Source organism: Bradyrhizobium sp. 41S5, assembly GCF_011516665.3.
GTDB lineage: Bacteria > Pseudomonadota > Alphaproteobacteria > Rhizobiales > Xanthobacteraceae > Bradyrhizobium > Bradyrhizobium quebecense.
Map to the genome: position 1 here is coordinate 3,434,329 of NZ_CP083721.1, position 19,791 is coordinate 3,454,119.

A 19,791-nucleotide genomic window follows, 5' to 3' on the forward strand; every position below is an offset into this window, starting at 1 on the left:
TCTGATTGAGCGCCTGTGTGCCATGTCCTAAGGTGGACGTACAGAACAACAAAAGTCTTTGTGACGGGGAAGTGGACGCCGATGATCGACCTGCACTATGCGCCGACGCCGAACGGCTGGAAGATATCGATCATGCTGGAGGAACTGGGGCTGCCCTATCGGGTGATCCCGGTGAACATCCGTGCCGGTGAGCAGTTCCGGCCCGAATTCCTGGCGATCAGCCCGAACAACCGTATCCCTGCGATTGTCGATCATGCGCCCGCCGACGGCGGCGGTCCGTTCTCGGTGTTCGAGACCGGCGCGATCCTGATCTATCTCGCCGACAAGACCGGCCGCTTTCTGTCGCAGGAGCTGCGTGCGCGGTCGAATGTCATCCAATGGGTGATGTGGCAGATGGGCGGGCTCGGGCCGATGCTCGGCCAGCACGGCCATTTCGCGCTCTATGCCGCCGAGAAGATTCCCTACGCGATCGAGCGCTACCGCGACGAGACGGCGCGGCTCTATGGCGTGCTCGACCGCCAGCTCGGCAAGACCGGCGCCTATATCGCCGGCGACGATTATTCGATCGCGGACATCGCCTGCTTCCCCTGGACCATGACCCACAAGGCGCAGGGCTTTACCCTCGACGATTACCCGAACATCAAGCGCTGGTACGCGACCGTGCGCGCCCGGGCCCAGGTGCAGGCGGGCCTTGCGATCGGAAATTTCGTCAAGGAGCCGTTTGACGAGGAATCACGCAAGAACATGTTCGGCCAGCGTGCGAAGGAGCTGGTCGAGAGGAAATAGCCGGCATTCCGCGGCGCGGACAAAGTCGCGATCTTGGAATGACGAGATTGAAAGAATGAAACAAAGGAAACGCCAATGATCGAATTCTTCTTCGACTGTTCCAGCCCGTGGACCTATCTCGCCTGGCACAACATCCAGCCGATTGCGAAGGAGTTCGACGCGCCGATCACCTGGCGGCCGATCCTGGTCGGCGGCATCTTCAACACCGTCAATCCGTCGGTTTACGCGCAACGCGAGAAGCCGGTGCCGCTGAAGGCGCGCTACATGAAGAAGGACCTCGCCGACTGGGCGCGCTCGGCCGGTCTTGCGATCAAGATGCCGCCGACCGTATTCCCGGTGAACAGCGTCAAGGCGATGCGCGGTTGCATCTGGCTCGGCAACGACAAGATGGTGCCGTTCGCCCGCGCGGTGTTCGAGGCCTATTGGGGTGACGACAAGGACATCTCGCAGGATGCGGTGCTGACCGGGATCTGCAGCAAGCTAGGGATCGATCCGGCGCAATTCCTCGCCGGTATCGGCGACCAGGCGATCAAGGATCAGCTCAAGGCCAACACAGAGGAGGTGATGGCGCGCGGCGGCTTCGGCTCGCCCACGATCTATCTCGACAAGACCGACATGTATTTCGGCAACGACCGCCTGCCGCTGATCCGCGAGGCGCTGGCCCGCCTCAAGGCGCGAGCCGCCTGATGCCGAAAGCCGTTTTTTGCCGCGAGCTCGGGCCGCCCGAGCGCCTTCAGCTCGAGAATTTTGCCTCGGTGCCTTTGCAGCCGGGGCAGGTGCGCGTCGCGATCCGTGCCGCCGGGATCAATTTTCCCGACATCCTGATGGCCGCCGGCGAGTACCAGCTCAAGCCGCCGCTGCCGTTCACGCCGGGCTCGGAGGCTGCCGGCGATGTCGTCGAGGTCAATGAAGCTGCCGGTGTCGCCGTCGGCGCCAAGGTGATCGTCAAGATGCGCTTCGGCGCCTATTGCGATGAGACCGTCGCGACGCCGTCGCAGCTCGTGCCGGTGCCGTCGACCTTCGACTATGCGGAAGGCGCGACCTTCCTCGCCGCGCACGGCACGGCGCATCACGCACTGATCGACCGCGGGCAGATCAAGCCGGGCGAGGTGCTGCTGGTGCATGGCGCCGGCGGCGGCGTCGGGCTTGCCGCGGTCGAGATCGGCAAGCTGCTCGGCGCCACCGTGATCGCAGCGGCCTCGAGCGAGGAGAAGCTCGCGATCGCCAAAGAACGTGGCGCGGATCATCTTGTGCTCTACGCGCGCGAGCCGTTCCGCGATGCGGTCAAGCGTCTCACCGACGGCCGCGGCGCCGATGTGGTGTTCGATCCCGTCGGCGGCGAGGTGTTCGAGAACTCGATGCGCTGCATCAACTGGGGCGCGCGCATTCTCGTCGTCGGCTTCACCGGCGGCATCGGCCTTGCGCGCACCAACCTCCTGATGATCAAGGGGGCGAGCGTGCTCGGCGTTCGCGCCGGCGAGGCGGTGCGGAAGGACCCCGCGCTCGGCGAGGTCAGGGTCAAGGCGCTGAGCGAATGGGCCGAGGCCGGCCGGGTGCGACCGAATATCTCGCACCGGCTGCCGCTGGAGGACTACGCGAAGGCGATGCGGCTCCTGATTGAGCGCAAGGCGATCGGCCGTGTGGCGTTGATGATGTAGTAGTTCGTCATTGCGAGCCAACGGGTCGCGCGAACGCGCGTCCGATGACAGGCTCCACGAAGCAATCCATGCTCACCGGGAGGTATGGATTGCTTCGTCGCGGAGTTTATCATCGGGCCGGCCGAAGGCCGGACCCGTTGGCTCCTCGCAATGATGGTTACGCCTTTGCGAACTTCCCATTCCGCAGAAACACAAGCGTCTGCGCGATCGCCTCGCGGTTGCGTATCAGCCAGGGATGCGAGGTGCGGATCACGATGTGATCGGCCATGCCGTCGAGCCGGGTGTTGGTAACCGACACCCGGCCGTCATGCGGACGCGGCAGTCCCATCGACGTGATCGGATAGACCGAGCGGTTGCCGGCGATGATGCCGGCGGGAAAATCAATCGCCGGCAGCAGCGCGCTGGTCGCGGCATCGCGGCGGGTGACGAGCTGCTGGCCGGCCGGACCGAAGAAGGCACGATAGGCCGCGAGGTGTTTCAGGCGGTCGGCGATCTCGCTGCCGCCGTTCGGCGTGCCCAGCATCACGACGCGGCCGAGGCGCGCGGGGCGATGTCGTGCGAGGTAGACGCGGGCGAGCAGGCCGCCCATTGAATGGCAGACGAAATGCACGGAGCCGTCGAGGCTCTGCGCGAAGCGATCGAGCGGAGGATGGATATCTTCGGCCAGCGCATCGAGTCCTTTGCGCCGGCTATCATAGTCGAGATTGAGGGTGGCAAAACCGGCATCCCTGAGCGCCAGCTCCATCCTGCGAAACGAGCGCGCCGTCCTGCTGATGCCATGCAGCAGGACGACGCCGTCAGGAGTGGACGCCGCGGGACGCCGTTCGCTCACTTATAGTCGCGCTCTTGCCACCACGGGAAATAGTCGGGCATGTCCGACGACACCTTGTTCTTGAACTGCGCCGGGCGCTTTTCCAGGAACGACACCACGCCTTCCTTGACGTCCTCGGAGCGCCCGCGGGCATAGATGCCGCGGCTGTCGACCTTGTGCGCCTCCATCGGATCGTCGGCGCCCATCATGCGCCACATCATCTGGCGGATCAGCGCCACCGATACCGGCGCGGTCTTGGCCGTGAATTCCCTGGCGAGCGCGCGCGCGGTCGGCAGCAGATCCTCCGGCGGCACCACCTTGCTGACGAGACGGCCGGCGAGCGCTTCCTGGGCCGGAAAGACGCGGCCTGAGTAGCACCACTCGAGCGCCTGCGAGATGCCGACGATGCGCGGCAGGAACCAGCTCGAGGCGGCTTCCGGCACGATGCCGCGCTGGGAGAACACGAAGCCGAAGCGCGCGGCCTCCGACGCGATTCGGATATCCATCGCAAGCTGCATCGTGACGCCGATGCCGACCGCGGGACCGTTCACCGCGGCGATCACAGGCTTCAGGCACTTGAAGATGCGTAGCGTCACCTGGCCGCCGCCGTCGCGCACCTGCGGATCGCTGTAGTCGACGCTGCCGTCGGCATTGCGCTTGACCGGGCCGCGCCGCGCATCGCGGTCGAACGTGTTGGCGCCGGACGACAGGTCCGCCCCGGCGCAGAAGCCGCGGCCTTCGCCGGTCACGATGATCGCCCTGACGTCGTCGTCCTTGTCGGCCTTGTCGAACGCGTCGATCAGCTCCTGCTGCATCGTGGCGTTGAAGGCGTTGAGCTTGTCGGGCCGGTTCAGCGTGATGGTCAGTATCTGCTCGGCGACCTCGTACTTGATCGTCTCATACGCCATGGGGATGATTTCCTCTCGGTTTTCTTGAATGAACGGCGCTGGCGCGCGTCTCCATCCAGTTAACCCGGCAATCATCCCTTGTGAAGAAGAGGGATGCGCGGTGTGGTTCCGCGCATCCTGACTTGTGTTGAGGCGCTACTTCTTCGGCGGCGTCGGCCACGGCTTCTGCGGGCCGCGCAGGCCTTCGAACGCCTTGCCCATGCCGAGCACGCCGATGTCGTCGAAGCGGCGGCCGATGATCTGGACGCCGATCGGAAAGCCCTTCTTGTCGTAGCCGCCGTTGATCGACAGCGCCGGGCTCTCCGACATATTCCACGGCACGGTAAAGCAGATGTGCTCGAACGGCTTTGCGGGGTCGTTCAGCGGTGCTGCGAACTCAGCCGGGAAGTTCACAACCGGCGATACCGGCGAGATCACGTAGTCGACCTCGCAGAACAGTTTTGCAGCAGCCGCGCGGATCGCCATCGTCTGGTTGAAGCCGCGCACCACGTCGACGCCGGAGAGCTTTGCGCCGGCCTCGGCCCAGTTGAGGATGTAGGGCAGGGTCTTGCCGCGGTCGGCCTGCGACAGCTTCGACAGCTCGTCCCAGGTCCGCGCACGCCAGAAATTGTCGAGCCCCTCGAGCATCTCAGGCGTCAGGATGCCGTCGATCTCGGTGATGACGGCACCGGCGGACTCGAACGCCTTCGCCGCCTTGACGACGATTTCGCGGACTTCCTCTTCCACCTTCTGGCCGGATCCGGCGTCGAGCATCAGCCCGATGCGCAGCTTGCGCGGCGACTTCTCCAGCGCCTTCCAATTCACCTCGAGTGCCGGCAGGCTCATGCCGTCGCGGCGATCAGGGCGCGACAGCACGCTCATCATCAGCGCCGCGTCGTCGACGGTGCGGGTCATCGGCCCCGCCACGCGGCCGACATAGGGCGGATCGATCGGCACGCGGCCAAGACTTGGCTTCAGGGCGACGAGACCGCACCAGGAGGCCGGCAGCCGCACCGAGCCGCCGATGTCGGTCCCGAGATGCAGCGGGCCGTAGCCGGCCGCACCGGCCGCGCCGGCGCCTGCGCTCGAGCCGCCGGGATTCTTGCTGACGTCCCAGGGGTTGCGGGTGAGCGGATGGAACGACGACAGCCCCGACGACAGCATGCCGTAATCCGGCATCGTGGTCTTGGAGAAGATCACGCAGCCGGCTTCACGCAGCCGCGCGGCAGGCGGCGCATCCTTCTCGGCGGGCGCGAGCTTGACGCTTGCCGCACCCAGCGGCACCGGCTGACCCTTGGTCGCGACGTTGTCCTTGATCGTGACCGGCACGCCGTCGAGCGTGCCGACCGGCTCGCTCTGCTGCCAGCGCTCGGTCGCGGCCTTGGCGACCTTCCGCGCGCCTTCGGGGTCGTACAGATACAGCGCCTTGATGTGCGGCTCCCAGGTCGCGACCTGGGAGATGATGTCCTCCAGCACCTCGGATGGCGAGAACTGCTTGGCACGGTAGCCGGCGAGCAGGTCGACGGCCGAGAGATCGTGCAGCGACGTGATGGCGTCCCCTTTCGGCTTATGCATGCGCACCTGCCGGCATGCGTTTCTCGATGATGCGGGCGAACATGCTGGCGCCGATCGGAAGGATCTTGTCGTCGAGAACGTAACCGGGATTGTGCACGGGCACCGAACCGTCATGGCCGACCCAGAAATAGGCGCCGGGAATGGCCTGCATCATGTCTGCGAAATCCTCGCTGCCCATCTTCGGTGTCGAGCGGGTGATCACCTTGGCTGGATCGACCACCGTGCGCGCGACTTCCTCGACCACGCGGGACTGTTCTTCCTGATTCACCAGTACGCTGAAGCCGTCGCGGATCTCGACCGAGATTTCGGCGTCATATGCCGCCGCAAAGCCGGCGGAGATTTCGCGCATCCGCTTGCGGATCAGCGCACGGATCTCGTCGGAGAAGCAGCGCACCGTGCCGCACATCCAGGCCTCGCCGGGAATGACGTTGTACGCCGACCCGGAATGGATCTGCGTGATCGACAGCACCGCAGCCTGCAGCGGATCGACGTTGCGGCTGACGATCGACTGCAACGCTTGTCCGAGTGTCATTGCGATCACGACCGCGTCCTTGGAGCGCTCCGGCATCGCGCCATGCGCGCCGTAGCCCTGGATCCTGATGTCGAAGAAGTCGGCTGCGGCCATTGCCGGGCCCGGCAGGATCGCGATCTCGCCATGGTTGAGGTCGGGCGCGTTGTGCAGGCCATAGACCTCGTCGCAGGGGAACTGCTTGAACAGGCCGTCCTTGATCATGGCACGGGCGCCGCCGAGGCCTTCCTCGGCCGGCTGGAAGATGAAATGCACGGTGCCGTCGAAATTGCGGGTCTCGGCGAGATAGCGCGCCGAGCCGAGCAGCATCGTGGTGTGGCCGTCATGGCCGCAGCCATGGAAGCGGCCGGGGATCGTCGAGCGCCACTTCAGATTGGTGTTCTCCTCCATCGGCAGCGCGTCCATATCGGCGCGCAGGCCGATCTTCTTGGAGCTATTGCCCTTGCCCTTGAGCACGCCGACCACGCCGGTGCCGCCGAGGCCGCGATGCACCTCGATGCCCCAGCTCGTGAGCTTGTCGGCGACGATGCCGGAGGTGCGGACCTCCTCGAAGCCGATCTCGGGATGCGCATGCAGATCCCGTCTGATGGCGGTGAGTTCGTCGGCAAAACTGTCGATGCGCTCAATGGTCGGCATGATCTCTATCCGTTTGTGCGTGATGGGGAGGAGAGGGTGAAAGCGGGGCCGTTGGGCTTGATACGAATGCCGGGACGCAAATGTTTCCACGGCAGTGTGGCGGTATCGGCCGGCATTGCGCCGGGCGCGGCGCAGATCAGCAGTTTCTCGGCGATCGGCTCGAAATCGGCGCGGAAATGCACCGAGCTCTTGTTGACCAGGATTTTCTGCGCGGTCGGCTCGATGCCGACATAGCGGTACATCGACTGGTCGGCAAGCTGGGCCTTGTAGGAGCCGACGACGACGCGGACGTCGCCGACCCGCAGGCAGGCCGAGGGCCCCATATCCATGTCGCGGCCGCCGAAATACGGGCCGGGTGCAACGAACTTGCCGTCCGAGAGCTGCTCGACGATGAAAGTCTCCCGGTACGGCGCATCGCCTGGAATGCCGGACTTGCCGCCGAGCTCGAGCGTGACGGTGGCGCCGACGCCGGCCGAATGCGCGGCCTTCGCCGATTGAGGGTCGTAGATCACGCCGGTTGCGGCACTCGCTCTGTTGCGTACCAGCGCGCGCAGCATGCCTGTGGTGTCGGAATCGCCGCCGGCGCCGGGATTGTCCTGGGTGTCGGCGATGATGATCGGCTTGCTGGCCGACTTCGCCAGCTCCATCGCCAGCTGCACGCCTTCGTCGGGCGAATAGATCCGGCCGTCGAAATCGTCCTCATGGCTCTCGACCAGGGCGACGACCTTGTCGGCCGCCGCGTCCGCATCGGCCTGCGTCCGACCATAGGCGAACACGCTCGGCCCGCAATCCCTGAAATCGGCGGCCGGGAAGCCCGGCGCAAACGACAGCGTCGGCACGGCCTCGTTCTCGAGGGCGGCGAGTTTCTGATAGATGCCCTTGGTGGGCTGGTCGTTGGTGCATTGCCAGCTGATCGGGATCAGGAACGGCAATTGCCGGAATGCCTTGGCAAAGCGCTCTCCGGACTTGAGCATCAGCGCCAGATGCCCGGCGCAGGCGCGGCCGGTATCGGCCATGTCGACATGCGGATAGGTGCGGTAGGCGATCAGTGCATCGGCATGTTCGATCATCTCAGGCGAGACGTTCGCATGCAGATCGAGGCTCACCACCAGCGGGAGATCATTGCCTATGGCCTTGCGCACGCGGGCGAGGGTTTGGCCTTCGCCGTCGTCATAATGCTCGGTGACCATGGCGCCGTGCAGGTCGAGATAGACGGCATCGATCGGGCCGGCCGCGACAATGCCGTCGACCATTTCCGTCACGATCCGCTCGAACGCGTCCTTGCTCACATGCGCCGACGGGCTCGCCGCGGCGAAAATCGTCGGCACCAGCTCCCAGCCATTGGCTTCCGCGGCCTCGACAAAGCCGGCGAGGCCGACATTAATCTTGCGCATGACCTTGAGCACCTCGGTGCCATGCGTCATCGACGGCCAGCCGCCGCCGTGCACGAAGTCGTCATAGGTTGCTTTCGTCGGTGCGAAGGTGTTGGTCTCGTGCAGGAAGCCGCCAACGGCAATGCGGGTCATGAAGTTGGTCTCGATACGTTTCTTCGATCATGATGCGAACGGAACGGTTCGCGCCACGATCTCGTTTCATTGGTTTGAGCGCGATCTTCCGGCGAACCGGTGTCCACCGTCCGGCTCACGCTCTGGCGCGCGACGTTAAGCGTGTCGTCGCGCCAAGCGCAAGCCGTCGAGCACTTCCGGATTTGCATGCCCTATGGGCGTAAAGGCCCAAGGCTAAGCCAAGGCAGAGACCAAGGCTGAGACTGAGGCTACGGCTAAAGGCTTAGGCCGTTGCCACGAGGCCTTCCGAAACAGGGCGGAAGTTCGCAAAATCCCAGCCGCGCCCGGGCGCCGCCTCGAGCAGCGCACGGGTGTAGGCCTGCTGCGGATTGGTCAACACCTCCGCCGCCGGTCCCTGTTCCACGACACGGCCATGTTGCATCACCGCGACGTCGTCGCAGATTTGTGCGGCGACGCGCAAATCATGCGTGATGAACAACAGCGCGATGCCGAGCCGCCGCTGGATTTCGTCAAGCAGATTCAGAACCTGCGCCTGCACCGAGACGTCGAGCGCGGACACCGCCTCATCCGCCACCAGCACGTCGGGATCGAGCGCCAGCGCGCGCGCGATCGCGATGCGCTGGCGCTGGCCGCCGGAGAACTGGTGCGGATAGCGCGAGATCGCGTCGGGCGGCAGGTGGACGAGCTCGAGCAGCTCGCGGGCCCGCGCCAGCGCATCCTTGCGCGGCATGCCGTAATTGACCGGGCCTTCCGCAATGCTCTCGCCGACAGTGACGCGCGGATTGAGCGAGCGGTAGGGATCCTGGAAGATAATCTGGATCTTCTGGCGATGCGGCTGCAACAGCCGGCGCGACAGGTCGGATATCTCGCGGCCGACGAGGCGCACCCCGCCCGAGGTCGGATCGATCAGGCGGACGATGCAGCGCGCCACCGTCGATTTGCCGGAACCGCTTTCGCCGACGATACCGAGCGTGCGGCCCTTCCGCAAAGTGAGGGTGACGTTGCTGGCGGCGGCGACCTCGCGGGGTTTGCCGAACAGCGACCGCTCCCGGTAGACCTTGCTGAGCTCGTTGGCTTCCAGCACCACCGGCTCGGTCGTGTCCGGGCGCGGCGCGCGCGGCACGAGGCTCGGCACCGCGGACAGCAGGTTCCGGGTGTATTCCATCGTCGGGTTGCGCAGCACGTCTTGCAGCTGGCCTGTCTCGACCAGCCGACCATGCCGCATCACCGCGACGCGATCCGCGATCTCCGCCACCACGCCCATGTCGTGGGTGATGAACAGAACGGCTGTGCCGTGGTCGCGTTGCAGGTCGCGGATCAAAGTGAGGATCTGCTTCTGGGTGGTGACGTCGAGCGCGGTGGTCGGCTCGTCCGCGATCAGGAGCTTCGGTTCCAGCACCAGCGCCATCGCGATCATGATGCGCTGGCGCTGTCCGCCCGAGAGACGGTGAGGGTAGGACGAGAAGATGCGCTCCACATCGGGCAGCCGCACATGCTCCATCATCGCCAGGATCTTCTGACGCCGCGCGCGGGAGTCGAGATCGGTATGGGCCCGCAGCACCTCGTCGATCTGGCGGCCGACCGGCACGACCGGGTTGAGCGCGGTCATCGGCTCCTGAAAGATCATCGCCATCCGCGTCGCGCGCAGCTGGCGCAGCCGCCGGTCGGTCGCGGTGAGCAGTTCCTCGCCGACCAGTTTGACGCTGCCGCCGGTCGGCACCAGCGTGCCCTTCTGCAGCAGGCCCATTGTGGTCAAAGAGGTCACCGACTTGCCCGAGCCGCTTTCGCCGACAAGGCAGAGCGTCTCGCCCTCGCGCACCTGCAGCGACAGATCGTCGATGATGCGGTGCGCGTCAGCCTTGCGGCCGAGACCGACGACGAGATTGTTTATGTCGAGGACGACGTTGGCAGAGTTGGTTGTGGTCACTTGCCCTCACGCTGTTTCATGCGGGGATCGAGCGCGTCGCGCGCGGCGTCGCCGATCAGGTTGATGCTGAGAATGGCGATCGAGAGCAGCAGCCCCGGCCAGAAGATCAGCGATGGCTTGATTTGGAAGTAGGCGCGGCCCTCGGCCATGATGTTGCCCCAGGTCGGCGTTTCCGGCGAGATGCCGGCGCCGAGGAACGACAGGATCGCCTCGGTCAGGATCGCGGATGCGCAGACATAAGTGCCTTGCACGATCAGCGGCGCGATCGTGTTCGGCATCAAATGCCGCCACATGATCTTCGGCAGGCTCGAGCCCAGCGAGATCGCGGCCTCGACATAGGGCTCTTCGCGCGCGGTCAGCACCACCGAGCGCACCAGCCGCGCCACGCGCGGGATCTCGGGGATGGTGATCGCGACCATCACGGTCCAGATGCTGGCGCCGGACAGCGAAACCACGGCGATCGCGAGCAGGATGGCGGGGATCGCCATCAAGCCGTCCATCACGCGCATCATCACTGCATCGACCCAGCGGAAGAAGCCGGCGACGAGGCCGATCAAGAGCCCGATGGCGATCGAGCAGACGGCGGCGCCGAGCCCGATCAAGAGCGAAATCCGTGCGCCGTAGATGACGCGCGACAGCAGGTCGCGTCCATACGCATCGGTGCCGAGCAGGTATTGCGCGCTCGACGGCTTCAGCCGCAGCGATGGCGTCAGCAACAGCGGATCGTGCGGCGCGAGCAGCGGCGCGAAGATCGCCATCAGGATGATCAGGACGAGGCAGATCGTCGCAACAGCGATGATCGGCGTCGACGCCAGGAAGCCGAACTTGACGCGGAACGGCCGGGTGACGGGGATAGAGGATTCGGGAAGGGTTTCGATCGCCATTGCTCAGTACCGGATACGAGGATCGAGCAGGGTGTAAGCGAGGTCGATCAAGAGATTGACCGCGACATAGATACCCGACGTCAGCAGGATCATGGCCTGGATCACCGGATAGTCGCGCGCCAGCACCGCATCGACGGTGAGGCGGCCGATGCCGGGAAGGTTGAACACGCTCTCGGTGACGACGACGCCCGAGATCAGCAGCGCGAAACCGGAACCGATCACGGTGATAACCGGAACCGCGGCGTTGCGCAGCGCATGGCGCAGCAGCACGCCGGTCTCGCCGATGCCCTTGGCACGCGCGGTGCGCACGTAATCCTCACCCAGCACATCGAGCATCGAGGCCCGTGTCATGCGCGCGATCAGCGCGACATAGATGAAGGAGAGGGTGCAGGTCGGCAGGATGATGCGCTCGAAGAACGGACCGAAGCCGGCCGAGATGCTCTTGAAGCCCTGCACCGGCACCCAGCGCAGATCGATCGCAAACACCTGGATCAGCACATAGCCGATCACGAACACCGGCACCGAGAAGCCGAGCACCGAAAGCCCCATCACGCAGCGGTCGATCCAGGTGCCGTGCTTCCACGCCGCGATCACGCCGAGCGGTACCGCCACCAGGATCGAGAGGATGATGGTGGCCAGCGCGACCGAAATCGAGGGCTCGAGGCGCGGTCCGATCATCTCGAGGATCGGCTTGTTCGAGATCAGGGAGACGCCGAGGTCACCGTGCAGCAGCTTGGCGACCCAGGTATAGAACTGGATGTAGATCGGCTCGTTGAGACCAAGCGAGGTGCGGATGCGATCGAGCTGTTCGGGCGTCGCATTGTCGCCGGCGAGAATGGCGGCCGGATCGCCCGGCGTCAGCCGCAGCAACAGGAACACGAACAGAGCCACCACGCCCATCACGGGAATGGCGGCGAGGATGCGGCGGAGCAGATAGCCGAGCATCGTTGCTATCTCCTGCCGTCAGATGGTGCGAAGCGAAGGCTGGGCCGCATCATACTCATAGTGTCCCCGTGATGTGTCTCATGCGCTTCTGCGTCTTGTCTCAAGGCTAGCGCGAACGTGATGAATTTGCAGGCAAATACTGTGCCAATGGCGACGTTATATCAAGGCGCGGTTCAGGCCGTTGGAAGCCTCCCTTGGTCTGAAGCTGCTATTTCGAATTGCACATGTCGTCATGTGCCACCGACCCGAAACGACAAGTCCATTCATGCTCGCATCACGCCGCACCAGTTGGCGACGAACAGTGCGATGCTCTGCGTTGTTTTGCGAAGGCTGTCGAGCTCGACACGTTCGTTGAACCCATGCGGGCCGATACCGTAAGGACCATAGCAAAGTGCGGGGATGCCGTAGTCGACGCAATAGTAGCGGGTGTCGTTGACGGCCGTGGACAGGCGCTCCTGCATTGGAGCCTGGAAGACGGAGTGATGGGCGGCAGACAAAGCTGCTTCCGCTTCGCTGCCGGGCTCGCACACCGCTGCGTCCGCCTGAAAGCCACTCCACACGAGCTCGGCCGGATTGTCGGACAGGAAGTCGTCGGCATTGTGCGCCTCAGTCAGGCATTCCTCGATGCCGCGCATCGCCTGCTGTGGTGTTTCGCCCGGCAAGAGACCAAGCCGGCAATCCAGCTCGCACCACGCCGCGGTCGAACTGGCCCAATCGCCGCCTTTGATGATCCCGACGTTGAACTTGATCGGGTTCTTGACGGTGCGGAACCAGCCGTTGTCGAGCGCCCGGGCATTGAGCGCCTTGGTGTAATCCTGAAACGCGCGCACCAGATGCATCGCCGACAGGATCGCGCTGGTACCGGCCTCGGAATAGGCGACATGCACCGGCGTGCCGCGGACGCGCAGGCGAAACCAGACGGCGCCAACCTGGGCGCGCGTGAGCGTGTATCCGGTCGGCTCGGGAATCAGGCAGGCGTCGGCGCGATAGCCGCGCATCAGCGTCGACAGCGCGCCGTTGCCGGTGCTCTCTTCCTCTGTCACGGTCTGCAGATGGATGCGCCCGCCCGGGGCATACCCGGCGTCGCGGATGGCATCGAGCGCGAAGATCATTGCCGAGACACCGGCCTTCATGTCTTGCGCGCCGCGCCCGAACATCCAGCCGTCGTGCACGACGCCCGCGAACGGCGGCTGGTCCCAAAGGTCAGCGGGCCCCTCCGGCACCACGTCGATATGACCTTGCAAGATCAGGCTGCGACCGCTGCCCTTGCTGTTGAGCGTCGCAACGACCTGCTGCGATCCCGCAAGATCGATGCCGTCCATTGGTGCAGCCTTCGGATGGCTCATCAGGTTGACGTCGGCAAGGCTGAACGCATCGACGTCGTAGCGGCGCTTTGCGAATTGCTCGGCCAGCCAGCGTTGCTGCGGTGCTTCCTGTCCGCGCAAGCTGCGAAACTGCACCATGCGCGACAGGAACGCGATCTGATCGTCGAAGTTTCGATCGACCGCCGCACACAGCTCCGCGGCAATCTGATCCGGCCTGGTCAACGTCTCTGTTGTCATGTCGCGCCTTTCGTGGAGCCCAGCGCAGAGGCCTGAGCGTTGACCGCTTCGGAAAGGCGGCGCGCCGAGTTGGTGCACGTGCCGGCGGCGAGGTTACGTATCGGTCCGCCGAAGAAATCGCAGCCGGCACGCCTGCCGTCCGGAATCCCGCGCCGGACCGCAATGCCATGCGTGTCCGCCACCCCAATGCGCATTGTCCCCTCCCGCGCTGAAGCGCTTTTCCGCAATGTGACGCTAGTCCTTGTCATGCGGTGTTTCTCAGCGAATTCCGACTTGGCCACACGCAAATACGCTCATAATCTTCCTCGTCGGCCGGATAATCAGGGGAAAGCTGCGCGGGCGGTCGCGGTCGCATCGACCTGCGACGGCACCATCGAAGGCGTGTCGAGGTCGCGCCAGTCATCGATCGCCCCTGCCACCATCTGCGCCGTCGCGGCCGACAGCGTCCAGCCGAGGTGACCGTGGCCGGTGTTGTAGAACACGCCCGGAATCCGTCCGGCGCGCACCACCGGCATCATGTTCGGCATCATCGGGCGCAGGCCGGCCCACGGCACGACCCTCGACGTGTCGATGCCGGGAAAATGCTGCCGCACCCAATCCACCAGCGGCTGGATGCGGTCGGCGCGAATGTCGCGGTTGAAGCCGTTGAACTCGGCCGTGCCGGCGACGCGGAAGCGGTCGGCGCCGAGCCGGCTGGTGACGATCTTCGCGGCTTCATCGAGCAGGCTGACGGTCGGCGCAGCGTCCCGGCTTGGCGGCGCATCGAGCTGCACGGTGATCGAATAGCCCTTCACCGGATAGACGTTGACGCGGTCGTTGAGCAGGCCGGCGAAGTGGCGGCTCGCGACGCCGGCGCAAATGACGATGCCGTCCGCCTGCAACTCATGTCGCGTCGCGACCGCAGCATCGTGCGAAGCGGCTTCGTTCCAGCCGATGCGGAAACCGTCGTCGCCGCGCGCGATCGCATCGACGTCGGCTTCATGGACGAAGCTCGCGCCGCGGCGGATGCAGGCGTCGGCGAGCCCGCGCGTGAACTTGTGGATATCGCCGGTCGCATCCGACGGCGTGAAGAAGCCGCCATAGCAGGTCGTCTGCAGCGCAGGTTCGATGCTGCGGACTTCGTCCGCCGTCACCGGGCGGCGGTCGAGCCCGCCTTGTTGCAGCAGCGTGTTGACGCGCAGGCCCGCCTCGAAGCCGGCCTTGTCGTGATAGACGTGCAAGATGCCGCGGCGTTCGAGATCGAAGGCGATATTCTCGCGCTGCGCGATCGAGAACAGATGCCTGCGCGCTTCGATTGCGAGCCGCGTGGTCTCGATGGTGTTGGTGCGGTAGCGGCCGATGTGGCCGACGAACTCGCCGATCCAGGAATATTTGTGCCAGCTCGGCTTCGGATTCATCAGCAGCGGCGCGTCGCTGCGAAGCATCCAGCGCAACCCCTTGAGAATGGTCGCGGCGTTGTTCCACACCTCTGCGTTGCTGGCGGAAAGCTGTCCGCCATTGGCGAACGAGGTTTCCATCGCGGCGTAGCGATGCCTGTCGAGGACAGTCACCCGGTAGCCGCGTTCGAGCAGGGCATAAGCGGTCGTCACGCCGGTGATGCCGGCGCCAATGATTGCGATGTGAGGCATGGTGGTCTTCAGGCTCCCGTGGGTTAGAGTCGCCGAACCACCGGTGAAACCGGCGTCGGCGCCCCATCTGTCACGGTACCTGAGAGCTTGATCCGCATCGGGCCTCGGCCCGATGGCAGACTATCCCCTTCGGTGGACGTCACGGCCCTTGATGCGGTCGTGTCCGCCTCTCTCCAGATCGTCCTGACGATACAGTCCTTTTGCCTGAGAGTTTCCGGGGCGGTTGCTCCGTCGGCGCCGAAGCAACAACACGAATGTTGTTGCTACGATCTCTCCCGCATCGTCGCGTTGGACGGCCGGACCGTAGGCGAAGCCTCAAAATTGGACAAGGCTAAATTTCGGTCCGGCATTGCCAACGTGTTGTGCAGTGCAAATCGATGTTAGTCCAGCGTCGCCAGCAGTGCCGCCATCAGGCGGCCGCGCTCGGCGAGACTCTCGATCTCGATATGTTCGTTGAGCGTATGCGCATCGGCGCCGCGAACGCCGAGGCCGTCGAGGGTAGGGATGCCCATCGCGCCGGTGAAGTTGCCGTCCGATCCGCCGCCGGCGCTGCCGTGCGGCAGATCGAGGCCCATCGCCGCTGCAAGGTCCTTGGCCTTTTCATAGAGCGCCATGGTGCCGGCATCGGGCTCCCATACCGGGCGGGTGACGCCGCGCGTCACCTTGAAGGTCACGTCGTTGGCGGTGCCCGACAGCGCCAGCATGCGCTCGACGCCGCGGTCGAGATCGGCCTGGCGCTTGGCCATGCTGAGCGCTTCGCCGGTGCAGGTCGTTGCGACGCAATTGACCCATTGCCCGCCATGCACGATGCCGACCGAGAAGGTGCAGTCTTCGGTGGTCATGCCGTCGATGGCAATGATTTTCCGGGCCATTTCGCGGATAGCGGAACGGCCGGAGGACAGCGTCGCGCCGGCGTGGCTCGGCTTGCCGACAGCTTCCAGATTGAAGCGCGCGATTGCGTAGCGGCCGGTGACGACGCCGTTGTTCGGCCGGCCGGGCTCCGGCACCAGCACGTATTTGTTGCGCGCGGCTTCCGCCTCGATGATGTCGCGCGTCGATGGCGTGCCGACCTCTTCATCGGGCGTGAACAGCACCGTGATCGGCAGCGGCGTCGTAAAGGAGGCGCGCGCCAACTGCCGGATCGCCTCGATCGACAGATAGTTGCCGCCCTTCATGTCGAAGATACCGGGCCCGAAGCACTTGTTGCCTTCGCGCCGCCACGCGAGCTTTTCGATGGTGCCGACGGGGTGCACGGTGTCCAGATGGCCGGCGATGAGGATGCCGGGCTGGCCTTGTTTCGGATGGGGAAAACGGGCGCGGACGCAGCCGGCAAAGCCCTGGCGTCCCGCGATGCGTTCGATCGTCGCACCCATGACCGCCATCTCGCGCGCGGCGAGGTCGAGCATGCGCTCGACTGCGGCCGCATCCCATGTCGGGCTCTCGCATTCCACCCAGCTGCGCAGCCCCTGCAGCATCGCTTCGGAATCAAAAGGAAGATTGGCGGGGTTCATGTCTTTTCTCTCTTGTTGTTTGTGCGCGCCGATACACGTTCGCGTGCCGTACGAAAAGCTCGGAAGACGAGTTTGTAAAGTCAAATGCGCTGAACCTGCCGCTCATTCGTTCGTATACGTTCGATCTTGCCGGAAACCGATTGACGCGCATTGCGCTTGATGCAAGTCTCGATTTCACAAGCCATACAGCATGTTAGTTCGCCTAAATAACGAACCGCATGCATAACGAATAAGCCGGCTTTGACCAGTTACACGTCAGGAGAAATTGCATGTTCCCTATCTCGCGTTGGAAGCACCGCACGCTAGCGGCTGCGTTGACGGCGCTCGCGTTGTCGTTCGCGCCGCAGGAATTGTCGTTTGCGCCGCAGGCCATCGCCGCGGACAAGACCATCACCGCGGTGATGCATTCGGATCTGCGCGTCATCGATCCGATCCTGACCACGGCCTACATCACGCGAGACCATGGCTACATGGTCTACGACACGCTGGTCGCGACCGACTCCAACTTCAAGATTCAGCCGCAGATGGCCGACTGGAAGGTGTCCGACGACAAGCTCACTTACACGTTCACGCTGCGCGACGGCCTGAAGTGGCACGATGGAACGCCGGTGACCGCGGAAGACTGCGTCGCTTCGCTGAAGCGCTGGGCCAAGGTCGACGGCATGGGCCAGAAGCTGATGGACTTCACGGCGAGCCTCGAGGCCACCGACGCGAAGACGATCACGCTGAAGCTGAAGGAGCCCTACGGCCTGGTGCTGGATTCGATCGGCAAGCCGTCGTCGCGCGTCGCCTTCATGATGCCGAAGCGGCTCGCCGAAACGCCGCCGGACAAGCCGATCCCGGAGCAGATCGGCTCGGGACCGTTCAAGTTCGTCCAGGCTGAATTCCAGCCGGGCGTGAAGGCGGTCTATGTCAAGAACAAGGATTACGTGCCGCGCAAGGAGCCGGCGAGCTGGACCGCGGGCGGCAAGGTCGTAAAGGTTGACCGCGTCGAGTGGGTCACGATGGCCGACGCGCAGACCGCGATGAATGCGCTGCAGTCCGGCGACATCGATTTCCTGGAGAACCCGTCGTTCGACATGTTGCCGATCCTGGAAAGCGACAAGGACCTCAAGGTCGAGACGCTGAACAAGTTCGGCTTCCAGACGCTCGGCCGCATGAACTTCCTTTATCCGCCGTTCGACAACATCAAGGTTCGCCAGGCGGCGCTGATGGCGATCAACCAGAAGCAGGTGCTCGACGCGTTGGTCGGCAATCCGAAGTATTACAAGACCTGCGTCGCCTTCTTCATCTGCGACACGCCGTTCGCGTCCGAAGTCGGCGGCGAGACGCTGTTGAAGGGCGGCGACATGGCGGCGGCCAAGAAGGCGCTTGCCGAGTCGGGCTATGATGGCACGCCCGTCGTCATCATGGCGCCGGGCGACGTCACCACGCTCAAGGCGCAGCCGGTTGTTGTCGCCCAGCAGTTGCGGGACGCCGGCTTCAAGGTCGACCTGCAGGCCACCGACTGGCAGACCGTGGTGACCCGCCGCGCCAGCCAGAAGGCGCCGAAGGACGGCGGCTGGAACATGTTCTTCACCAACTGGGTCAGTGCCGACGTCTCCAACCCGATCGCCAACCTCTCGATTGGCGGCCAGGGCAAGAATGGCGGATGGTTCGGCTGGGCCGACGATCCGAAGATCGAACAGCTGAAGGACGCCTTCGTTCGCGCGCCGTCGCTTGACGAGCAGAAGAAGATCGCGGCCGATATCCAGAAGGAAGCCTACGAGCAGGTCATCTACATTCCGCTCGGTCAGTATCAGGGTCCGAGCGCCTGGCGGAAGTCGCTGACCGGTGTGCTCGACGGTCCGGCGACGCCGATCTTCTGGAATGTCGACAAGTCCGAGTAGGCTTGCGGCTTGACGCAACACAAACGGCCGGGACTTGTCCCGGCCGTTTTCGTTTCGCGCAGCCGCTCCGCAACGGCGGCTGACCTAGTTCGCGTGACCTGATTTCGCATTGCTCGTGCTCGACAGGCTCGAGAGCTCTGTCTGTCCGACACCGCCGCCCTTCATCCAGACCATCGCTCCCGCGGCAAATGCCAATAATCCGTACAGCACGATCGCGCTGCGAATCCAGCGCCGGTAGATCGCGCGCTCGTCGGGCGTCGCATCAAGGAATTTCTGTGCGTTGAGCCCGTTGCTGCAATGAGCCGCGTCGTCGCCGTGCTCGAGGACAGAAGCGCCATGATCGGGCGCGGCATTGCCGACAATCTGATTGCGACCGGCAATCCGATTGCGATCAGCAACCGTCATCGCCTATCTCCAATTCATTGATCTCGAAGTGTGGGGCCGCGAAATGTGCGGCCGGAATTTTCAATGCGACGACACTACACCAAGTGGCGCTCGCGGCATGTGAACCCTGCCACACCCGCAAAACACGATGAGGTGATGCAAGCACCGTGACGCCGCGGCTGCCTGCTCAGGCCGTGGGCGGGCGCGTGGCATACCAATTTGGATAGCGGCCGCTTTAATGTTCCCGTCAGTATTGCGTCGCAGTCTGACCGCCAACTTGTGTACCTACCGCGATGGGCCCATGGCCGACGACCATAGCAGGCCCGCACCGGCCAGCGCGCAACAGCCAATGCCGACCGAGAAGCGGCGTGCCGGCGTACGCCGCCGCGTCCTCAAGTCGGGCGCGATCGAATTCGGCAATGAAGCGATTGCCTGCACGGTCCGGAGTCTCTCGCCTCAGGGCGCCTGCATCGAAGTCAACTCTCCGCTGTGGTTTCCCGACCGCTTCACTCTCGCCGTCGACGGCCAGCGGTGGCCGTGCCGCATCGCATGGAAGAAGCAGAAGCGGCTGGGACTGGCGTTCGAGTAGGGCTCGATGCCAGGCGCGGCGCGCCTGCACCGATTTGCGCGAACAGTTGTCGCCTATTTCACAA

18 protein-coding genes and 2 riboswitches are annotated in these 19,791 nt (G+C 64.5%); of the genes, 5 read left to right on the forward strand and 13 right to left on the reverse strand.

Features of this window, described 5'->3' with window-relative positions; all coding sequences use genetic code 11:
* The first annotated feature begins 81 nt into the window (after positions 1 to 81).
* The 3 genes from HAP47_RS16180 (at position 82) to HAP47_RS16190 (ending at position 2,444) form a co-directional block, all read left to right on the forward strand.
* Positions 82 to 786, forward strand: a complete 705-nt coding sequence (locus tag HAP47_RS16180; protein WP_173637382.1) for a glutathione binding-like protein — start codon at positions 82 to 84, stop codon at positions 784 to 786.
* 75 nt (positions 787 to 861) lie between these two features.
* Complete coding sequence (locus HAP47_RS16185; RefSeq protein WP_173637381.1) at positions 862 to 1,473, forward strand: 2-hydroxychromene-2-carboxylate isomerase; 612 nt, start codon at positions 862 to 864, stop codon at positions 1,471 to 1,473.
* Entirely contained in the window at positions 1,473 to 2,444 is a 972-nt protein-coding gene (locus HAP47_RS16190) for an NADPH:quinone oxidoreductase family protein (protein WP_173637380.1), read from the forward strand. The genes HAP47_RS16185 and HAP47_RS16190 overlap by 1 nt, the downstream gene beginning before the upstream one ends.
* Before the next feature lie 157 nt (positions 2,445 to 2,601).
* On the opposite strand, the gene HAP47_RS16195 is transcribed toward HAP47_RS16190, so the two are convergent.
* The 12 genes from HAP47_RS16195 to HAP47_RS16250 form a co-directional block, all read right to left on the reverse strand.
* Positions 2,602 to 3,276 (reverse strand): esterase/lipase family protein, encoded by a 675-nt coding sequence (locus HAP47_RS16195; protein ID WP_173637379.1) that lies wholly within the window; start codon positions 3,274 to 3,276, stop codon positions 2,602 to 2,604.
* The gene (locus HAP47_RS16200; protein ID WP_173637378.1) at positions 3,273 to 4,163 is read right to left on the reverse strand and encodes a crotonase/enoyl-CoA hydratase family protein; all 891 of its coding nucleotides are present in this window, start codon (positions 4,161 to 4,163) and stop codon (positions 3,273 to 3,275) included. Before HAP47_RS16200 ends, HAP47_RS16195 begins: the two co-directional genes overlap by 4 nt.
* A 135-nt stretch (positions 4,164 to 4,298) precedes the next feature.
* Positions 4,299 to 5,717, reverse strand: a complete 1,419-nt coding sequence (locus tag HAP47_RS16205) for an amidase (protein ID WP_173637377.1) — start codon at positions 5,715 to 5,717, stop codon at positions 4,299 to 4,301.
* Positions 5,710 to 6,882 carry a M20 aminoacylase family protein gene (locus tag HAP47_RS16210; protein WP_173637376.1) on the reverse strand — a complete coding sequence of 391 codons (1,173 nt, stop codon included), beginning with the start codon at positions 6,880 to 6,882 and terminating at the stop codon, positions 5,710 to 5,712. The genes HAP47_RS16205 and HAP47_RS16210 overlap by 8 nt, the downstream gene beginning before the upstream one ends.
* A 5-nt stretch (positions 6,883 to 6,887) precedes the next feature.
* Positions 6,888 to 8,408 carry a M81 family metallopeptidase gene (locus tag HAP47_RS16215; RefSeq protein WP_173637375.1) on the reverse strand — a complete coding sequence of 507 codons (1,521 nt, stop codon included), beginning with the start codon at positions 8,406 to 8,408 and terminating at the stop codon, positions 6,888 to 6,890.
* A gap of 262 nt (positions 8,409 to 8,670) precedes the next feature.
* A complete protein-coding gene (locus tag HAP47_RS16220; protein WP_173637374.1) occupies positions 8,671 to 10,335 on the reverse strand; it encodes an ABC transporter ATP-binding protein in 1,665 nt (554 codons plus the stop codon).
* Positions 10,332 to 11,219, reverse strand: coding sequence for an ABC transporter permease (locus HAP47_RS16225; protein ID WP_173637373.1), 888 nt, complete (start codon positions 11,217 to 11,219; stop codon positions 10,332 to 10,334). Before HAP47_RS16225 ends, HAP47_RS16220 begins: the two co-directional genes overlap by 4 nt.
* A 3-nt stretch (positions 11,220 to 11,222) precedes the next feature.
* On the reverse strand, positions 11,223 to 12,164 hold the full coding sequence (locus HAP47_RS16230; protein WP_173637372.1) for an ABC transporter permease: 942 nt from the start codon (positions 12,162 to 12,164) through the stop codon (positions 11,223 to 11,225).
* Between the two features lie 263 nt (positions 12,165 to 12,427).
* Entirely contained in the window at positions 12,428 to 13,726 is a 1,299-nt protein-coding gene (locus HAP47_RS16235) for an ArgE/DapE family deacylase (protein ID WP_173637371.1), read from the reverse strand.
* The gene (locus HAP47_RS16240) at positions 13,723 to 13,920 is read right to left on the reverse strand and encodes a hypothetical protein (RefSeq protein ID WP_173637370.1); all 198 of its coding nucleotides are present in this window, start codon (positions 13,918 to 13,920) and stop codon (positions 13,723 to 13,725) included. Before HAP47_RS16240 ends, HAP47_RS16235 begins: the two co-directional genes overlap by 4 nt.
* A gap of 126 nt (positions 13,921 to 14,046) precedes the next feature.
* Positions 14,047 to 15,354, reverse strand: coding sequence for a D-amino acid dehydrogenase (locus HAP47_RS16245; protein WP_173637369.1), 1,308 nt, complete (start codon positions 15,352 to 15,354; stop codon positions 14,047 to 14,049).
* Positions 15,355 to 15,419: 65 nt separating this feature from the next.
* A riboswitch (glycine riboswitch) is annotated at positions 15,420 to 15,533 on the reverse strand.
* A gap of 3 nt (positions 15,534 to 15,536) precedes the next feature.
* Positions 15,537 to 15,642, reverse strand: a riboswitch (glycine riboswitch).
* 92 nt (positions 15,643 to 15,734) lie between these two features.
* A complete protein-coding gene (locus HAP47_RS16250) occupies positions 15,735 to 16,865 on the reverse strand; it encodes a M20/M25/M40 family metallo-hydrolase (RefSeq protein ID WP_173637368.1) in 1,131 nt (376 codons plus the stop codon).
* A 269-nt stretch (positions 16,866 to 17,134) separates the two neighbouring features.
* On the opposite strand from HAP47_RS16250, the gene HAP47_RS16255 reads away from it, so the two are divergent.
* Entirely contained in the window at positions 17,135 to 18,754 is a 1,620-nt protein-coding gene (locus HAP47_RS16255) for an ABC transporter substrate-binding protein (RefSeq protein WP_173637367.1), read from the forward strand.
* Positions 18,755 to 18,838: 84 nt separating this feature from the next.
* Here the strand turns inward: HAP47_RS16255 and HAP47_RS16260 are convergent, their stop codons facing one another.
* Positions 18,839 to 19,159, reverse strand: coding sequence for a hypothetical protein (locus HAP47_RS16260; RefSeq protein WP_173637366.1), 321 nt, complete (start codon positions 19,157 to 19,159; stop codon positions 18,839 to 18,841).
* A 280-nt stretch (positions 19,160 to 19,439) separates the two neighbouring features.
* Between HAP47_RS16260 and HAP47_RS16265 the strand changes: the two genes are divergently transcribed.
* Positions 19,440 to 19,727, forward strand: coding sequence for a PilZ domain-containing protein (locus HAP47_RS16265; RefSeq protein ID WP_231168902.1), 288 nt, complete (start codon positions 19,440 to 19,442; stop codon positions 19,725 to 19,727).
* The last annotated feature ends 64 nt before the right edge of the window (positions 19,728 to 19,791 follow it).